This window comes from Stappia sp. ICDLI1TA098 (assembly GCF_054880955.1).
This window is the reverse complement of sequence record NZ_JBTZBT010000005.1, coordinates 202,946-217,736: the sequence shown is the minus strand read 5'-3', so window position 1 is coordinate 217,736 and position 14,791 is coordinate 202,946. Positions and strand designations below refer to the sequence as shown.

Sequence of the window (14,791 nt, the reverse complement as noted above, 5' to 3'; positions counted from 1 at the left end):
TGACGTTGCCCCAGTGAATTAATCCAGGTTGAAGTAGGCTCTGGCCCGACGAGAAGGACCAGAGATGAAGCGCAACCGGTTTTCCGAAGAACAGATCATAGGCATATTGAAGGAGCACGAGGCCGGTGTTCCGGTTGCGGATTTGTGCCGCAAGCACGGCGTCAGCAACGCCAGCATCTACAAGTGGAAAGCCAAGTATGGCGGCATGGACGTCAGCGAGGCGAAGCGGCTGAAGACGCTGGAAGATGAGAATGCGAAGCTGAAGAGGCTCCTTGCTGACAGCATGCTCGACAACGCTGCGCTGAAAGACCTTCTGTCAAAGAAATGATGACGCCCGCCGTCGAGCGAGAGGCCGTCGCACATCTCCAGATCGCGTTTGGAATGAGCGAGCGGCGGGCGTGCAAGATCCTTGGCTGTTGCCGCATGACGATGCGCTATCAGACCAGGAGAACCGACGACGTGGTTCTGCGCGAGCGGATGAAGACGATTGCCCATGAGCGGCGACGGTTCGGCTATCGACGGCTACACGTCCTGCTGCGCCGCGAAGGGCATGTGGTCATTCAAAAGCGCCTGTTCCGCATCTACCGGGAAGAGAAGCTGTCGGTACGTCGACGAGGTGGCGGGAAGCGGGCAATGGGCACAAGGCGGCCGATGCTGATCCCCATGGCCCCGAACGAGAGATGGTCGCTCGACTTCGTCTCGGACCAGTTGACCGACAGCCGGCGCTTTCGGGTCCTGACAATCGTGGATGACTGCACCCGCGAGTGTCTGGCCTTGGTCGCCGACACATCGCTCTCGGGTCTTCGCGTAGCCCGCGAACTGGAAGCGCTCCTGGCGCGGCGCGGCAAGCCGAAGATGGTGGTCAGCGATAACGGGACCGAGTTCACCTCGAACGCCATCCTGAGCTTCGCTGATCGAATGCAGATCGACTGGCACTACATTGCGCCGGGAAAGCCCATGCGAAACGGCTTCATCGAGAGCTTCAACGGCCGGCTGAGGGACGAACTGCTGAACGAAACGCTGTTCCCGTCGCTCTCGCACGCCCGAGCAACTCTTCAGGCCTGGAGGAACGACTACAACCTCAACCGCCCACACTCCCGGCTCGGTTGGCTGACCCCGACCGAATATGCCGACACCTTGAACCCGAAACGGGATCTGCCGCTCCGCTCGCTCGCGAGCTCCGCGTCAGACCCCGTCAATAGCCCCGGCCATATCGGCCAAACCCACCGCCAGAGTCTCCGTCAAACTGGATAAAACTTGGGGGCAACGTCAGCGGGGAGCTGCGTCCAACAATCATGCCATTGCAAGCGAGACTACGAAAAGCAGGTTTTCCCGGCGCGAGCAGAACATTGCCCCCTCCGCGCGTGCAATCGCGGCTCAAATGTCTTCAGCAGCCAAGCTTGCCCCCAGCCCCTTGCCCTGGCTCTCACGACATCTCAGCCCGGACCTATCCCTTGCCCCCTGTCACGCCTCAAGCTGCGCTTCCTCGGGAACCGGGTGCACAAGCCGAGAACTGACCGCAATTCGGTTCCAGATGTTTATCGTGCCTATGGCTATGGTCAGTTGCGCGACTTCGGTTTGGGAGAAAACGGAGCGAACTGCATCGAATGCAGCGTTCGGAACACCCGTTTGAGCAATCAACGTGACGCTTTCGGTCCATTCCAGCGCGGCGCGGTCCCTGTTGTCGAAAAAGGGAGATTCACGCCAGACCGACACCAGATGCAGCGTTTGCGGATCCAGCCCGTCCGCGAGGGCTTCCTTGACGTGCAGATCGACGCAGAACGCGCATCCGTTGATCTGCGAGGCGCGCAGCTTGACCAGATGCAGCAAGCGACTGCTGATGCCGGATTTCTTCACCACCCCATCCAACTGCGCGACGGCGCGGTAGAGTTCGGGGGCGCGTTGCGCGATGTTGAGTCTGGGTTGCATGACAGGTCCTTCAGATATCGGCTTACCGCTAATCATGGATATATTATATCCATGATTAGCGGATGCAACCCTCATGAACCGCGGAAGGTGGGAGAAACTGAATGAGGCGATTGAGCGATGGGGTCGAGGCTGCGTTGCACTGCGCGTTGGTGCTCACCGGCCTGCCGGACGGGAAGGTTCTCCCCGGCAAGAGCCTGGCCGAACTTCACGGCGTTTCAGAGACCTACCTGCTCAAGCACCTTCGCGCCCTGACGGCAGCCGGAGTGGTCAGGGCATTGCCGGGTCCGCGTGGCGGCTATCGGCTGTCGCGCGCACCGGCGAGCATCACGTTGCTCGACATTGTGGAAGCCATTGACGGTCGTGAACCCGCCTTCCTTTGCCGTGAAATCCGACGTCGTGGCCCTGAACAGACCAAGGACCCCTGCGCGTACAAAACAGACTGCTTCATCAAATCGCGCATGCTGGCGGCGGAAGACGCCTGGCGGGACGCCCTCCGTGTTCAAACGCTCGCCGACCTGGTGCGTGACGGGGAGACGCTGATTGACGAACGCAACAAGGAAGCCATCTCCGCTTTCGTGCAAAACGCGCAGCGTTAAGCCCTCCCACTTTCGCCCCTCCCCTTTCCGAAGCTGTCGCCTTGCGGTTCAGCCGTGGCGCGGGCGCAGGAAAAGCATGGGGAAATAGCCTGCCGCGAAGAGCAGATAGGCGAGCGACCAGCAGCCGGCCGCGCCGTGAAACAGAGGCATCGCCTCCTGCGGGACGAAACCGGCGAGCACCCGGGCGAGCGCGCCTGCGAAAACCAGCACAAAGATCGCCAGCTCCAGCCGACCGGCGACAAGTCCCCTGCCGGAGTGTCCCCGGCTTGCGCGTGTCATGACCGCAAGCGTCATCATCCCCACCGTGCCGGCTGTCCACACATGCACCATGGCCAAGGGGTCGATCGCGGCAACGCCGAGCACGCCGGCTCCGACCAGCAGGAAGCCGGCGGGAATCGTGGCATAGGCCGCATGCAGCACGAAGAGCAGCGGCTCGCTGCGGGTGGCAAGGCCACGCCAGCGAGCAACGCGCACGCTGTTGGCAAGGCCTGCGAGGACAAGAAGTACGCCGGTTGCGCCCGCCTCCGGCCAGGCAATCCAGCTTCCCAGGGCAATGACGGACATAAGCATGGCACCGCCATCAACGCGCGAAAAGGACGCGGGAAGCCGGTCGCTGCCACGCATCATCAGCCAGTTTCGCGTGAAAGCCGGAATGATCCGGCCACCCACAAGCATGATCATGGCCAGCACGACGGCCACGGCCGCGCGGAGTGAATGATCGGCGGCGCCGGCAAGCGCGCTTTCCAGATGGAAGCAGGCATTTGTCAGGCCAAAGACCGCGACCAGAGCGACAATGCGCAGGTTGCGATAGTTCCCCCCGGCGATCACCTCGCGTGCAAACACAAAGACCAGTGCCAGCGGGAAAAGCATGTCGAGGGCCGCGGCAAGCCAGGGGCCGAGCAGAGCGGACGTCGAGACGGCGACGCGGCCGATCACCCACAGAACAACGAGCGCGAACAGCAAGCCTCCGCTTACCAACGGCCGTCCCGTCCAGTTGCTGACCGCCGTCAGCGCAAATCCCGCGATGATTGCCGAAACTCCGCCGAAAAGCAGCGTATGGACATGCCATTCAACCGGCAGGAAACGGGTTGGCACTTCAAGACTGCCGGAAAATACCGGGAGCCACACCAGTATGCTCGCGACCATTGCGATGGCGCCGAGAAAGAAGAACGGCCGGAAGCCGCCGGAGAGCCAATAGGCATCGGCGAAACGGAAGGCAGCACGGTCGGCGTGCGGGAGGGCCTGCGACATTGGGTGATGCCTCGAGCGTTTCGTGGAGTGGAACAAGACGGCAGGCACGGCGAAATGCCCGTCACTGCCGTCTTCAGCGGAAGGACCGGGCTCATGCGCCCGGCCCTTGCCGAAGGATCAAAGACCGCCGAGCAGGGTCTCGAACTTCTTGCCTGCCCGGCCAGGGTTCTTCACCGCCTTTACCTCGGCGAGATTGACCGGCTCGCCGACGACGACCGCCGCCACCATACCCATGGCGAAATGTGGCTTGCACTTGATGCCGTAGACCCCCGGGGTGTCGAAGGTCACCGTCACATCCTTGCTCATCTTGCCGGCAAAGGGCTCCGCGCCTTGCGGGATCATGCCCTTGATCGTCTCGGCGTTGTGACCCGGATTGGTCGACACGAAGCGAACGGTGTCCCCAGGGGCGATCTGAAGGAGGTCGGGTTCGAAAACCATGACGCCCGTCGCCCCCTTGTTGAGCATCTTCACTTCGTGCTCCGCAGCCTGAGCCACGCCCATCATCGCGACGAGACCGGTGGCGAGCACAAGGGTGAAAATCCTGATCCTGTTCATCTTCCTGCTCCGAATTTGGTTTCCGGGGGGCTTTCCCGCGGGGGCGGGCTCGCAAAGCCCCTTCCCTTTCTGTCTAGCGCCCCGCGCCTTTGCGAACGTTGTGCGAGCGCAAACTCGGGGCGACTTGAAAGGTCAGGGCAGCTTGAAGAAGTTGACGATCTCGACGCGGTCACCGCTCGCCTCGTCAATCAGGGCAAACGTCAGGTCACCCGCGAGGTCGGGAGTTCCCGCGACGGTGACGCGAAGCTGGCGTGACTGGCCCGCCTCAAGCGGGATCACCGCGATCCCGTCGTCGAACTTGCCTTCACCGACCACGCCGAGCACCAGCGGCGCCTGTCCATTCACCTCGAGACGAAGCCCGCCCGAACCCTGCGAGACACGCGACAGGCGAATCTCATAGGCGTTGCGAATGCGCCCCTCCGACAATGCCACGGCGATGGGATTGCGCTCGTGCGCGACCGTCATCGAGATCGTCGAGCGGGTCGAGACGGAAACAACAACCGTCGCGAGGATCGCGACCAGCGCCAGCGTGAGGGCTACGATCTTGGGCCTGACCAAGCGGACGGGCTTGCGCGCCGAACCGGAGCGGCCGCGCTCGATGTTGGTCCAGGCTTCATAGTCGATGAGCCCGCGCTCGCGGCCGACCTTCGACATGGTGGAGTCGCAGGCATCGACACACAGTCCGCAGTTGATGCAGGCGAGATTCGGCCCCTCGCGAATGTCGATGCCCATCGGACAGACTTGGACGCAAGCCATGCAGTCAACGCAATCGCCGGCCGGCTCGCCAAGAGCGCGTGCGGCAGCCGCCTTCTTGACCGACATCCGCTCTTCACCGCGATAGTCGCGGTAAGCGACGACGAAGGCATCCTCATCCCAGACGGCGCCCTGCAGGCGGGGCCAAGGGCACATGTAGGTGCACATCTTCTCGCGCGCGAAGCCGGCCAGTGCATAGGTCGTGAGCGTCAACGTGAGAATGGCACCATAGGCGGCGGCCGAGGCCTCGCCCGCAAGCGCCTGGGTGATGAATGTCGGCGCATCGACAAAATAAAGCACGAAGGCTCCACCCGTGCCGACGCCGATGGCAAGCCAGATCACATGCTTGAGGCTCTTGCGAAGGACCCGGCCGACAGTCATCGGCAGATGCATCTGCCGAAGTTGCTCCCGGCGGTCGCCCTCGAGCCAGCGCTCCGTCAGCAAGTAAAGGTCCGTCCAAACCGTCTGCGGGCAAAAATAGCCACACCAGATACGTCCGGCGATCACGTTGGTGAGCACCAGCATGATCGTCGCGGCGACCAGAACCGCCGTCAGATAGTAGAGCTCCTGCGGGCGGATCTCGAGAGCGAAGAGGAAGAAGCGAACATGCGCGAGGTCGAACAACACCGCCTGCCCCGGAAGTTCCGCCCCGCGATCCCAGCGCAGGAACGGCACGCTGTAGTAGACCGCAAGGCAGAGGACGACCATCGCCCACTTGAGGCGCCGATAGAAACCGGACACCGACTGCGGCACCACCGGCTCGCCCGTCTGGGCGGGCGGGCGCACAACCGGCTTTCTGCGACGCGTCGGCCTCGCCGCCGCAGTCGATGACGCGGCCGGCAGCGTGGCGGCCACGGCTTCGGTTTTCAGGAAGTCTGCGGGGATATAGGTCATTCGGGTCTCCACGGCCGGGGCCATCCGCAAGGAGGGCCGCGACGGGGACCGGTGGTAAAACGGGGGGCACCGGTCTCCAAAAGTGCTGGAGACCACACTAGGAAACGTTCGCCGCCACTTCTTTGTGCTGGAACAAACTGAAAAGCGATCCGGCGCACCGCCGGCGGAGGCGATACCTCAAAGCCCGATCCAGCTACGCAGGCGACTGAAGGCGCCCGGCTCCTCGCGCACCAGCCGGATGCCGAGGTTCGAGGGCGGAATGCCGACCGAGCAGGCCCCGGCCTTCGGGTCGCGGATGAACGCCGTCATATAGGCGCGGTGGCTCCCCTCCGCGATCCGTGCGCCGCAGTTCTCGTGGCTCGTCATTGCGCCGGTTTGCGGGTCGATGCGGGTTCGCACATAGCAGGTACTTGTCCATTCCCAGACGTTTCCGGACAGGTCGTAGAGACCGTTCTCATTGACGCCAAAACTGCCGAGCGGACGAGGATGAGGGTTGGGCGCACGCGCCCGGGCTGCCTCTTCCTGATATTCCTGCAACCACCGGAGGGCGGGGTTGGCGGGATCGTCAACACCCTGGAACGCGTCGTCGGAAAAGCGCGATCCGGCGGCAAGCGCCCATTCGACATCGCTCGGCAAGCGCCAGCGATCGCCGGTCCTGCGGCTCAGCCATTCAGCGTAGGCGACCGCATCGTCCCAGTTCACACCGACGACCGGCAGGTCCGCTGCCTGGTCGGAAGCGAGCGCGACACACGCCCCATCCTCGACGCAAAGCCGGTACTCTCCGGCAGTTACCTGCCGCTTCATGATCTCGAACGGCTCATCCGCCACCAGCGTGACGAGGGCGCCATTGACCGCTCTCTCGCCCTTCAGGAACTCGCCCGGCTGCCTGTATTCAACCCGCACACCCTCGATGCGCACGCGCTCGGGGAGCTCGATCTCACCGGCCAGCGCTGTCACGGGCGCGATGGATACCAACAGGCAGGCAAGTGTTCGAATGAAACGCGGTTCCATGGCAGGACGCCTTTCGCGGAGGGTTGGGCCGCCCCACCGCGGGGCAGCCCTGCCTTCAATTGACCAACCACCACCTCACTGGACAACAATCGGACCGGGTGCGCTGATCTGTGTCATCAGGTCGTCGTCCCAGTCGCCCTCGACCGTGACATGCCCCGTCGCTCCGAGTTCGGCCGCCTCGATCAGGTTGTGGTTGACATAGGCGTAGATGCCCGGCTGCAGGAAGGTGTAGAGCGCCGCTGCCGCGCTGCCGCCGCGCACGAACCAGGTCTCCTGGTCACGCTGCGGGAGGTTGGCGAACTTGCCGTTCTCCCAGACCCAGTCGCCATGGCCACCGATCAGGTGCGGACGGGTGTCCCGGTTGGCAGTGCTGTGGATGAAGAGCACCGTCTCGCCGACCTTCGCCTTCATCGCGTTGTCGCCAGTCAGCGATCCCTTGGCGCCGTTGAAGACGACATGGGTCGGGATCAGGCCGCGCATCACCTCGATGGTATCGGCGAAAGCATCGCCAGCGCTCTCATAGGTCTTGTAGTTGCCGTCCTCGTCCCGCGGGATATAGAGGTCGAACTCGCCGATGGTATAGATGCGGTCATAGCGGACCGGGTTGCCGTCGCCGTCCTTGAGCCCGTCGCGCGGCAGTACCATCAGAGCACCGCTCATGCCGCTGACCACATGCCAGGGAACCATGCCCGGAGGGGCGCAGTGATAGACAAAGGTGCCGGTGCGGGTCGCCTTGAAGCGCAGCGTCGCCTGTTCGCCCGGATTGACGAGCGTCAGTTGCGCGCCACCCAGAGCGCCTGTGGCGGCGTGGAAATCGATGTTGTGCGGCATCGAGTTGGCTTCGGGATTGATCAGCGTCAGCTGGACATAGTCGCCCTCGTGCACCACCATGGTGGGACCGGGCATCGATCCATCGAAGGTCATGGCCTGGAAGGTCGTGCCTTCGTCGTCGACGACAACCGTCTTTTCCTCAATGGTCATGGTGAACTCGACCACTTTCGGAGCGCCTGTCGCAACCTGATCATGCTCCATGACGAACGGCGGACGCAGGAGCTTGGCCTTGACATGCTCGAGCGTGTCGGCGCTCTTGTCCGGACCGGTGTAGCTGACTGTCCGAGCCTCCTCGGCGACAACCGGGGTGGCAGCCAGAAGTGCAGCTGCGGCGGTGCCGATGAGTGCGGTGCGGCGGGTGATCATGGCTGTGTCCTTTCGTGTCGTCGGTCGTTATCGACGCCACGACTGAACACCACGTCGCGGTTTCCCTATTTGAGAAAACGCAAACAAGATCGACATTCGGCCCGTATTTCTCAGGAAGTGCCGTTGCCGGGAACAGAAACTGCAAGGAACCCTTACGGGAGATTACACATGCCGCAAGGGAATCTCGACCGCTCGCTGATCCGCGACCTCACGATCTTCCAATCGATGGGCGAGGAAGATCTCGACGCTGTTCTGGCGATGGCCGTGTCGCGACGCTTCGCGCCCGGCGCCTCTGTCTTCGAGCAGGGATTTGAGGCGAAGGAGTTCTTCGCGCTACTGCACGGCAGACTCAAGGTCGTGCAGACGACACCGAACGGCCAGCAGGTGGTGGTCCGCCACGTCAGCCCCGGCGATATCTTCGGCATCGCCAAGGCGATGCGGCGCACGGATTATCCAGCGACAGCGCTTGCGGTCACGGACAGCATCGCGCTGGTCTGGCCGTCGAGCCAGTGGGACAGCTTCATCGCCAGAAGCCCCGTGCTCGCGATGAACGCGCTGCAGACGGTGGGTCAGAGACTGCAGGACGCCCACACCCGCATTCGCGAACTCTCGACGGAGGAAGTCGAGCGACGCGTCGCGCATGCGCTCCTGAGGCTCGTCAATCAGGCCGGGCGGAAAACCGAGGACGGCATCCTGATCGATTTTCCGGTAACCCGGCAGGACATTGCCGAGATGACCGGAACGACATTACACACCGTCAGCCGGGTAATGACAGCCTGGGAGGGCAAGGGCCTCGTCTCCAGCGCGCGCAAGAAGGTTGTCGTGTGCGATGCTCACAAGCTTTTCATGATCGCAGAACGTCAGACCTAGCGGAGCGGAGCGCCCTGCGGCTTCCCTAGTGCGACAGCTTCATCGTCACGATGCCGGCAATAATGAGCAGGGCAGCCACGACACGCTGCGGCGAGATTGCCTCGCCCAAAAACAACACGCCGACGCAGAAGGCGCCGACGGCTCCAATGCCCGTCCAGACCATATAGGCGGTGCCGAGCGGGAGATCGCGCATCGCAAGCGCGAGCAGGCCGAACGAGCCCACCATCGCAACGATCATGACCAAGGTGGAGGGAAGATGGGTGAAACCTTGCGATTGCTTCATCGCATAGGCCCAGACGACCTCAAGCAGGCCGGCAACGAACAGAAGACCCCAGGACATAGCATCCCCGTATGCGGGCCGTCCCGAGCGCTATACCCACCATGGGTGGAGGTCGTCCTCTCCGCCAGCAGATAAACCACCCTTCACCGCCTGGCAAGAGGTGGCGACGCCTCAGAGGGCCCCCTCCCCTCGCGCCACCGCCAGGTTGAGATCCTCGATGAACCGGGGGAGCGCGACACCGTGCTCGCGGCAGGCCTCTTCGAGGTCGTGAAGACGCGCGACCGGGCAGCCGACGCACATCATGCGGTGACTTAGAAAGACGGCGATCGTCGCGCTGTGCGTTGCCATGAGCTCGCCAACGATGGTTTCAGCGCCGATCGGCAGCAGATTTTTCCTGACCATTCGAATGCTCCTCGCAGCTTGCAGGCTCCATCGCTACACCCGTTTTCTCTGCCGTTCTTTGTCCCCGCGCAACGAAGACAGCCATCGGGCGGGCTAAACGGGACCTTTCAAAGATCCGCGCGGGCGCAGCGTCCCGCGCCAACCGGGAGAGCCCTGATGGCAACCGCCACCTTCCGACGCGGACAGGAAACACGCGCAAACATCGGCGGGTGGTGGTTCGCGGTCGCATTTCGTCCGCTTTTCGCCGCCGCTTCGCTGTTTGCCGCAGCAGCCATTCCTCTTTGGATCTGGATCTACCTGACCGGCATTGCGACCATCGCCGGCATGCCGGCCGCCATATGGCACGCTCACGAGATGGTTTTTGGCTTTGTTCCTCCGATCATGGCCGGCTACCTGCTTGCAGCCACGCCCAACTGGTCCGGCAAGCTGCCGACCCAGGGACTGCCTCTTGCGGGGCTTGTGCTGCTCTGGGCGCTTGGCCGGCTGGTTCCGCTCGCAAGCCCGCTTGTTCCAGCCATTGTTGCCGAGAGCCTGTTTCCCCTCGCGGTCGCCGCGGTGCTCTGGCGCGAAGCGCGCCATCGCCGGCCCGGGCAATCCCGCCACGGACTGGCGTTGTTTCCCGTCATTGCGGCGGCGGCGGCGGCGCACCGCGTGTTCGCGTTCGATCCCGAGGTCGCAGCACTCTTCGCCAGGGGCGGGGTGGCGGTCGCGATGCTGCTGATCTCTGCCGTCGGCGGTCGGCTGGTGCCGAGCCTGACACGCAACAGCCTTGCGGGACGCTGCGCAGACCGTGTGCCCGTGCCCTACGGCCGGTTCGACGTGATCGTCCTGCTGATCGCAAGCCTGGCGCTCGCGGTGTGGGTCGCCTCGCCGCTCAGCTCCGCCTCGGCGGCCACCATGACCATCGCCGGCCTGCTCCAGGCCCTGCGCCTCGCGCGTTGGCGGGGGTGGCTGCTTCGCAGGGCCGATATTCTGGCGCTGCACGCCGGCTATGCCTGGCTTGTGGCCGGCACCCTGCTTGCCGGAGCCGCGGCCGAGCCGCTGTCGCTCGCGCCGCCGGACGCGGCACTCCATGCCATGACGGCAGGAGCCATCGGCTGCATGACGCTTGCGGTGATGTCCCGCCTTGCCGTGCACCGGGGTCCTGGCGGCAAGGCCAGCGGGCGACTTGCCGCCATTGCTCTCGTCGCGGTCAATCTGGGTGCAACGCTACGTGTCGCGGCACCGCTGCTCCCCGAGCACATGCCGGTTCTGCTGATCGCCGGGGCAACCGTGTGGAGCGTTGCCTTCCTCCTCTTTGCGCTCGCACTCGCGCACGGCCGAAGTCAATGACCCAAGCGCCACAGAGCGAGGTGACTGAGCAAGAAGACCTATGCCGCGTATCCGCCCGGAAGCGGCGTCACGGAACGGCAGCGACGAGCAGGAAGCTGCCGAAGATTACCAGATGCACAGCCCCCTGGACGATCGTCGTGCGACCGCTTGCAAGCGTCAGCGTGCCGATGAAGAGCGTCAGCGCCAGAAACAGGACGTGCTCCGTATCGAGGCCCAGCGTCAGGTTCTTGTGCGTCACAAGCGACGCAATGGCGATCGCCGGGATCGACAGGCCGATACTGGCCAACGCGGATCCGGTGGAGACGTTGAGGCTGGTCTGAAGCCGGTTGTCCGCGGCGGCGCGCAGAGCCGTGAGCGCCTCGGGCAACAGCACGATGGCGGCGATGATGACGCCGACAAAGGCATCGGCGAAGCCGATGCTCGCGACTCCATGCTCAATACCCGGCGCCAGCGCTTCCGCCAGCAGAATGACGGCGACGAGCGCGATCACCAACAACACCCCGCTCAGGACCGCCTGCCTTTTGGTCGGCATATGCGTACCTTCGAGTATCTCGTCGTCCATATCGACGAAATCGGCACGGTGGCGCACGGTCTGGGCGAACAGGAAGGTGGCATAGAGGATCGCCGAAACGACAGCCACGAAGATGAGCTGTACCGGCGAGTAGAACGGCCCGGCGACCGCCGTCGTGTAATTCGGCAGCGCAAGAGCGAGCACCGCAAGCGCGCCGAGCACGCTGAAGGCGGCAATCGCGCCGTGGCTTCGGAAGAGCTGCTCCTTGTGCCGGATGCCGCCAATGAGCAGGCTGAGACCGATGATGCCGTTGAGGACAAGCATCAGCGTCGCGAAGACGGTGTCGCGAGCAATTGTCGTATCTCCCTCGGAGGGCGCCATCATCATCGAGATGATCAGCGAGACCTCGATCACCGTCACCGCGGTGGCAAGCACGATGGAACCGAACGGCTGTCCGAACCGCGCCGAGACAATCTCGGCATAATGCACCGCCCCGAAGACGGAGATGATCAGCAGCGGAACGGCAGGAACGATGAAGAATACGCTCTCCTCTGCGACGAGGTGCAACTGCTCGACAGCGACCAGCACGAAGGCAAGAGCAAGGCTTGCCAGTCCTTTCCAGGTGGCGACCGGATGCCCTGGCGCGCCCGCCACCGCCTTGGTCGTGCCGCTGCTTTCGCCAGTCATGGAGCCCCTTCCTGAATCCGCGCGCCGTTGCGCCCTTTAAGAGCGAGCTTTAGCCATGCGGCATGACGAAACTGTAAAGGTCTGCCTGCCCGCTGGTCTTTCGCGGCGAAAGCCCGTCCTCAGGGCAAGGGCGCGGATGAGGGCGCAAGGCGTCCGGCGCGCAATTCCGCGACGAGGATGCCAAGCGCGACCAAAGCGAGCGGATAGGCAATCGCGAGCCCCTGTGCCAGCACGAGAGCAAGCGCCAGCAGGCCGACGCCGACGGCCAGCATCCTTTCCAGGAGATTGCGTCCGACCCGGAACAGCGCCATCGCAGCGACGCCGTAAAGGATCAGGAAGTTCTGGCCCGAAAGCGCCAGCATCCAGTCGAGCCGGAAGAGCCCCGCGCCGCTGGCGCCGATCACCGCGGCAAGCGCCAGCGCGGTCGTCATGACCGCCACCCAGGGCGAGCCGCCCCGCGTCCGGGCGAAGACCTCCGGCAGAACGCCCTCGCGGCTAAGGGAAAAGACAAGGCGCGAGACCGCCCATATCGCTCCGGCGAGATTGGCCAGGATGATCGTGCCCGCCAGAAGCGCCACCGCGGTCTCTCCGGCCGCGCCCAGGCTTGCCCGAGCGATGGTGGCAAAGGCCGTCTCGTAGCGCCCACCGAGGTCCAGCCGCTGCGCGAGGTAGGCAATGGCGAGATAGAGCGCCACTGTCACGGCGAAGGAGGCGAGCATCGCCAGTGGAAAATCCCGCCGAGGATTGCGGAATTCCTCGGCCGTGTTCGCCGCGATCTCCCAGCCAGTGAAGGCGAAGAACAGCATCATGAAGGGCGCTGCGGCGCGCGAAAGGCTGATTTCCTCCGGGATCAGGGGACCGACGCCGCCCTGCGCGCCGCCATCCGCCGCTGTCCCGGCGAAGGCAAGACCGGCGATGGCCAGACCGACCACTGCCAGCGTGATCGTCACCGCCATCACGGAGTTGACCCGCGAGACCGCTTCGCTGGGGGCGAGATGCAGGAGCGTTGCGCAGGCGAGAAGCATCAGGCCCGTCGCATAGGGCGGCAAGCCTGTGAGCGCCGCCAGATAATGCCCGCCCGTTAACGCAATCGACGGCAAGCCGAACAGGACGGCACCCAACAGCAGGAAGGAGGCGGCGACATAGCCGCGCCGGCCGAAGCCCACATCGGCATAATGGGCGATGCCACCGGCGTTCGGATAGCGCCGGCCGAGGAGGATAAAGGCGCCCAGCAAGGGCAGCGAGGCCAGCGCGCAGAGCACCCAGCCCAGGAACGCATGGTCCCCCGCCTGCCGCACGGCCAGGCCCGGCAGCGCGAGAAGTCCCGCGCCGATGACGATGTTCATCATCAAGGCGATGCCCCGGGGAACTGTCAGGGGATGGCGAAGTCCGGACATTCCTGCCTCATTCTCGCATTGCGTGCGGGCCGCGAGCGTCTGAACGGGTGCGCGCAGTCCCCTTCGCGAACAATCCGCGCGGCGCAACGGCCTTTCCCGGTTGCCCGGGCTGTATTGCCGAACTTGCGGGAACGGCCGCCGCTTGCCAGACACGAAGCGCCCAGACCCCATCGGACAGCGGACTTCCGCTGCGGCGAACCCGGTCGCGTCTCCCTCTCGCGTCCTCAACGCAATCGCAAAAGCCCTGCTCTCTGGATAGTCAGACAAACCGAAAGGCGATATCTTGCGATTTGACAAATAGCTATCGAAATGCGAAAAAATTCGCGTATCGGTTGCATATCGGGAAGCAATATGACCGGATCCAACGGAAATGCCCGTGCGGACATCGTACTGTCCCCCCTCGACAGGAAACTGCTTCATCTGCTTGAGGAAGATGCCCGCCGGTCCTACACCGAGCTTGCCGGGCTGCTTGATGTGTCGCGCATGACCGTCAAGAACCGCATTGATCGCCTGCTGGAGAAGGGCGTCATCGAGACGTTCACCATCAAGCTCGCAGATGCGGTCGCCGGGCGCACCGCCGCAGGCTCCGAGGGTGAGACTGCGTTCTTCCACCTGAAGCTGAAACGCCCGTTTTGCAAGACGGTCTATGACACCGTTCGCTCCTGGCCGGAGATTATCGGCGCCTGGTCGATTGCAGGCGAAACCGACATGACATTGCTCGTCCGCTGCGCTCCCGACGGCACGCTGGAGGAGGTTCGCGACCGGCTGGCCAGGCATCCGGAAGTGCAATCGCTGTCGACGGCGATGATCCTGCGCCAATGGCGACACCGCACAACGCCCGCGGCAAGCGGAATGGCAAGTGTCGTGGCCGAGGACGAAGAAGCGGATCGCACGATCCACGCAATGCCGGAGGGCGTAATGTGAAGACAGAAACGAAAGCGAATTCCTTCGTCCTCATCTCCACCGAGATCAATCGCTGCATCTTCGAAGGGGATGTCGACCAGGCGCTCAGCCTGATCGGTGACTACATGCAGCAGAACGGCATGAAGGCCTCGCTTGAGGTGGTCGCGGCAATTCCCACCGACGCCGTGCCGCGCGTCACGCGCCACTCCGTCCAATAGCAAGG

General features: G+C 63.9%; 16 protein-coding genes. 6 read left to right on the top strand and 10 right to left on the bottom strand.

What is annotated here, in order from left to right:
* Positions 1 to 64 precede the first annotated feature (64 nt).
* Positions 65 to 1,254, top strand: a protein-coding gene (locus ACSLUQ_RS20320; RefSeq protein WP_461809571.1) for an IS3 family transposase whose coding sequence is annotated in 2 segments (ribosomal slippage) — positions 65 to 323 and positions 323 to 1,254 — 1,191 coding nt in all. Because the reading frame shifts where the segments join, the coding sequence is not laid out codon by codon here.
* 210 nt (positions 1,255 to 1,464) lie between these two features.
* Here the strand turns inward: ACSLUQ_RS20320 and ACSLUQ_RS20315 are convergent.
* Complete coding sequence (locus ACSLUQ_RS20315) at positions 1,465 to 1,929, bottom strand: carboxymuconolactone decarboxylase family protein (protein ID WP_461809570.1); 465 nt, start codon at positions 1,927 to 1,929, stop codon at positions 1,465 to 1,467.
* Positions 1,930 to 2,030: 101 nt separating this feature from the next.
* On the opposite strand from ACSLUQ_RS20315, the gene ACSLUQ_RS20310 reads away from it, so the two are divergent.
* Entirely contained in the window at positions 2,031 to 2,525 is a 495-nt protein-coding gene (locus tag ACSLUQ_RS20310) for an Rrf2 family transcriptional regulator (protein ID WP_461809569.1), read from the top strand.
* A gap of 48 nt (positions 2,526 to 2,573) precedes the next feature.
* Here ACSLUQ_RS20310 and ACSLUQ_RS20305 read toward each other — a convergent pair whose 3' ends face one another.
* The 5 genes from ACSLUQ_RS20305 to nirK form a co-directional block, all read right to left on the bottom strand.
* Positions 2,574 to 3,776, bottom strand: coding sequence for an NnrS family protein (locus ACSLUQ_RS20305; protein WP_461809568.1), 1,203 nt, complete (start codon positions 3,774 to 3,776; stop codon positions 2,574 to 2,576).
* Positions 3,777 to 3,893: 117 nt separating this feature from the next.
* Positions 3,894 to 4,331, bottom strand: a complete 438-nt coding sequence (locus ACSLUQ_RS20300; RefSeq protein WP_461809567.1) for a pseudoazurin — start codon at positions 4,329 to 4,331, stop codon at positions 3,894 to 3,896.
* Positions 4,332 to 4,463: 132 nt separating this feature from the next.
* Positions 4,464 to 5,978, bottom strand: a complete 1,515-nt coding sequence (gene ccoG, locus ACSLUQ_RS20295) for a cytochrome c oxidase accessory protein CcoG (RefSeq protein WP_461809566.1) — start codon at positions 5,976 to 5,978, stop codon at positions 4,464 to 4,466.
* A gap of 177 nt (positions 5,979 to 6,155) precedes the next feature.
* Positions 6,156 to 6,989, bottom strand: a complete 834-nt coding sequence (locus tag ACSLUQ_RS20290) for an SUMF1/EgtB/PvdO family nonheme iron enzyme (protein ID WP_461809565.1) — start codon at positions 6,987 to 6,989, stop codon at positions 6,156 to 6,158.
* A gap of 75 nt (positions 6,990 to 7,064) precedes the next feature.
* Entirely contained in the window at positions 7,065 to 8,186 is a 1,122-nt protein-coding gene (gene nirK, locus ACSLUQ_RS20285) for a copper-containing nitrite reductase (protein WP_417773768.1), read from the bottom strand.
* A 168-nt stretch (positions 8,187 to 8,354) separates the two neighbouring features.
* Between nirK and ACSLUQ_RS20280 the strand changes: the two genes are divergently transcribed.
* Entirely contained in the window at positions 8,355 to 9,056 is a 702-nt protein-coding gene (locus ACSLUQ_RS20280; RefSeq protein WP_417773769.1) for a Crp/Fnr family transcriptional regulator, read from the top strand.
* A gap of 25 nt (positions 9,057 to 9,081) precedes the next feature.
* Here the strand turns inward: ACSLUQ_RS20280 and ACSLUQ_RS20275 are convergent, their stop codons facing one another.
* Both ACSLUQ_RS20275 and ACSLUQ_RS20270 read right to left on the bottom strand, forming a co-directional pair.
* A complete protein-coding gene (locus ACSLUQ_RS20275) occupies positions 9,082 to 9,396 on the bottom strand; it encodes a DMT family transporter (protein ID WP_461809564.1) in 315 nt (104 codons plus the stop codon).
* Positions 9,397 to 9,507: 111 nt separating this feature from the next.
* Positions 9,508 to 9,738, bottom strand: coding sequence for a DUF1858 domain-containing protein (locus tag ACSLUQ_RS20270; protein WP_461809563.1), 231 nt, complete (start codon positions 9,736 to 9,738; stop codon positions 9,508 to 9,510).
* Positions 9,739 to 9,894: 156 nt separating this feature from the next.
* Between ACSLUQ_RS20270 and ACSLUQ_RS20265 the strand changes: the two genes are divergently transcribed.
* On the top strand, positions 9,895 to 11,070 hold the full coding sequence (locus tag ACSLUQ_RS20265) for an NnrS family protein (protein ID WP_461809562.1): 1,176 nt from the start codon (positions 9,895 to 9,897) through the stop codon (positions 11,068 to 11,070).
* Between the two features lie 67 nt (positions 11,071 to 11,137).
* On the opposite strand, the gene ACSLUQ_RS20260 is transcribed toward ACSLUQ_RS20265, so the two are convergent.
* Together ACSLUQ_RS20260 and ACSLUQ_RS20255 are read right to left on the bottom strand one after the other, a co-directional pair.
* Positions 11,138 to 12,268, bottom strand: a complete 1,131-nt coding sequence (locus tag ACSLUQ_RS20260) for a calcium:cation antiporter (protein ID WP_417773773.1) — start codon at positions 12,266 to 12,268, stop codon at positions 11,138 to 11,140.
* Positions 12,269 to 12,387: 119 nt separating this feature from the next.
* A complete protein-coding gene (locus ACSLUQ_RS20255) occupies positions 12,388 to 13,665 on the bottom strand; it encodes an APC family permease (RefSeq protein WP_461809561.1) in 1,278 nt (425 codons plus the stop codon).
* A 351-nt stretch (positions 13,666 to 14,016) separates the two neighbouring features.
* Here ACSLUQ_RS20255 and ACSLUQ_RS20250 point away from each other — a divergent pair, with 351 nt between their 5' ends.
* Both ACSLUQ_RS20250 and ACSLUQ_RS20245 read left to right on the top strand, forming a co-directional pair.
* Positions 14,017 to 14,589, top strand: coding sequence for an Lrp/AsnC family transcriptional regulator (locus ACSLUQ_RS20250; protein ID WP_461809560.1), 573 nt, complete (start codon positions 14,017 to 14,019; stop codon positions 14,587 to 14,589).
* Positions 14,586 to 14,786: a hypothetical protein gene (locus ACSLUQ_RS20245; RefSeq protein WP_417773776.1), complete on the top strand. Its 201-nt coding sequence runs from the start codon at positions 14,586 to 14,588 to the stop codon at positions 14,784 to 14,786. Before ACSLUQ_RS20250 ends, ACSLUQ_RS20245 begins: the two co-directional genes overlap by 4 nt.
* The last annotated feature ends 5 nt before the right edge of the window (positions 14,787 to 14,791 follow it).

Coding starts and splice junctions, on each gene's coding strand:
- ACSLUQ_RS20315 (WP_461809570.1), bottom strand. CDS start 1,929: ATGCAACCCAGACTCAACATCGCGCAACGCGCCCCCGAACTCTACCGC.
- ACSLUQ_RS20310 (WP_461809569.1), top strand. CDS start 2,031: ATGAGGCGATTGAGCGATGGGGTCGAGGCTGCGTTGCACTGCGCGTTG.
- ACSLUQ_RS20305 (WP_461809568.1), bottom strand. CDS start 3,776: ATGTCGCAGGCCCTCCCGCACGCCGACCGTGCTGCCTTCCGTTTCGCC.
- ACSLUQ_RS20300 (WP_461809567.1), bottom strand. CDS start 4,331: ATGAACAGGATCAGGATTTTCACCCTTGTGCTCGCCACCGGTCTCGTC.
- ccoG (WP_461809566.1), bottom strand. CDS start 5,978: ATGACCTATATCCCCGCAGACTTCCTGAAAACCGAAGCCGTGGCCGCC.
- ACSLUQ_RS20290 (WP_461809565.1), bottom strand. CDS start 6,989: ATGGAACCGCGTTTCATTCGAACACTTGCCTGCCTGTTGGTATCCATC.
- nirK (WP_417773768.1), bottom strand. CDS start 8,186: ATGATCACCCGCCGCACCGCACTCATCGGCACCGCCGCAGCTGCACTT.
- ACSLUQ_RS20280 (WP_417773769.1), top strand. CDS start 8,355: ATGCCGCAAGGGAATCTCGACCGCTCGCTGATCCGCGACCTCACGATC.
- ACSLUQ_RS20275 (WP_461809564.1), bottom strand. CDS start 9,396: ATGTCCTGGGGTCTTCTGTTCGTTGCCGGCCTGCTTGAGGTCGTCTGG.
- ACSLUQ_RS20270 (WP_461809563.1), bottom strand. CDS start 9,738: ATGGTCAGGAAAAATCTGCTGCCGATCGGCGCTGAAACCATCGTTGGC.
- ACSLUQ_RS20265 (WP_461809562.1), top strand. CDS start 9,895: ATGGCAACCGCCACCTTCCGACGCGGACAGGAAACACGCGCAAACATC.
- ACSLUQ_RS20260 (WP_417773773.1), bottom strand. CDS start 12,268: ATGACTGGCGAAAGCAGCGGCACGACCAAGGCGGTGGCGGGCGCGCCA.
- ACSLUQ_RS20255 (WP_461809561.1), bottom strand. CDS start 13,665: ATGTCCGGACTTCGCCATCCCCTGACAGTTCCCCGGGGCATCGCCTTG.
- ACSLUQ_RS20250 (WP_461809560.1), top strand. CDS start 14,017: ATGACCGGATCCAACGGAAATGCCCGTGCGGACATCGTACTGTCCCCC.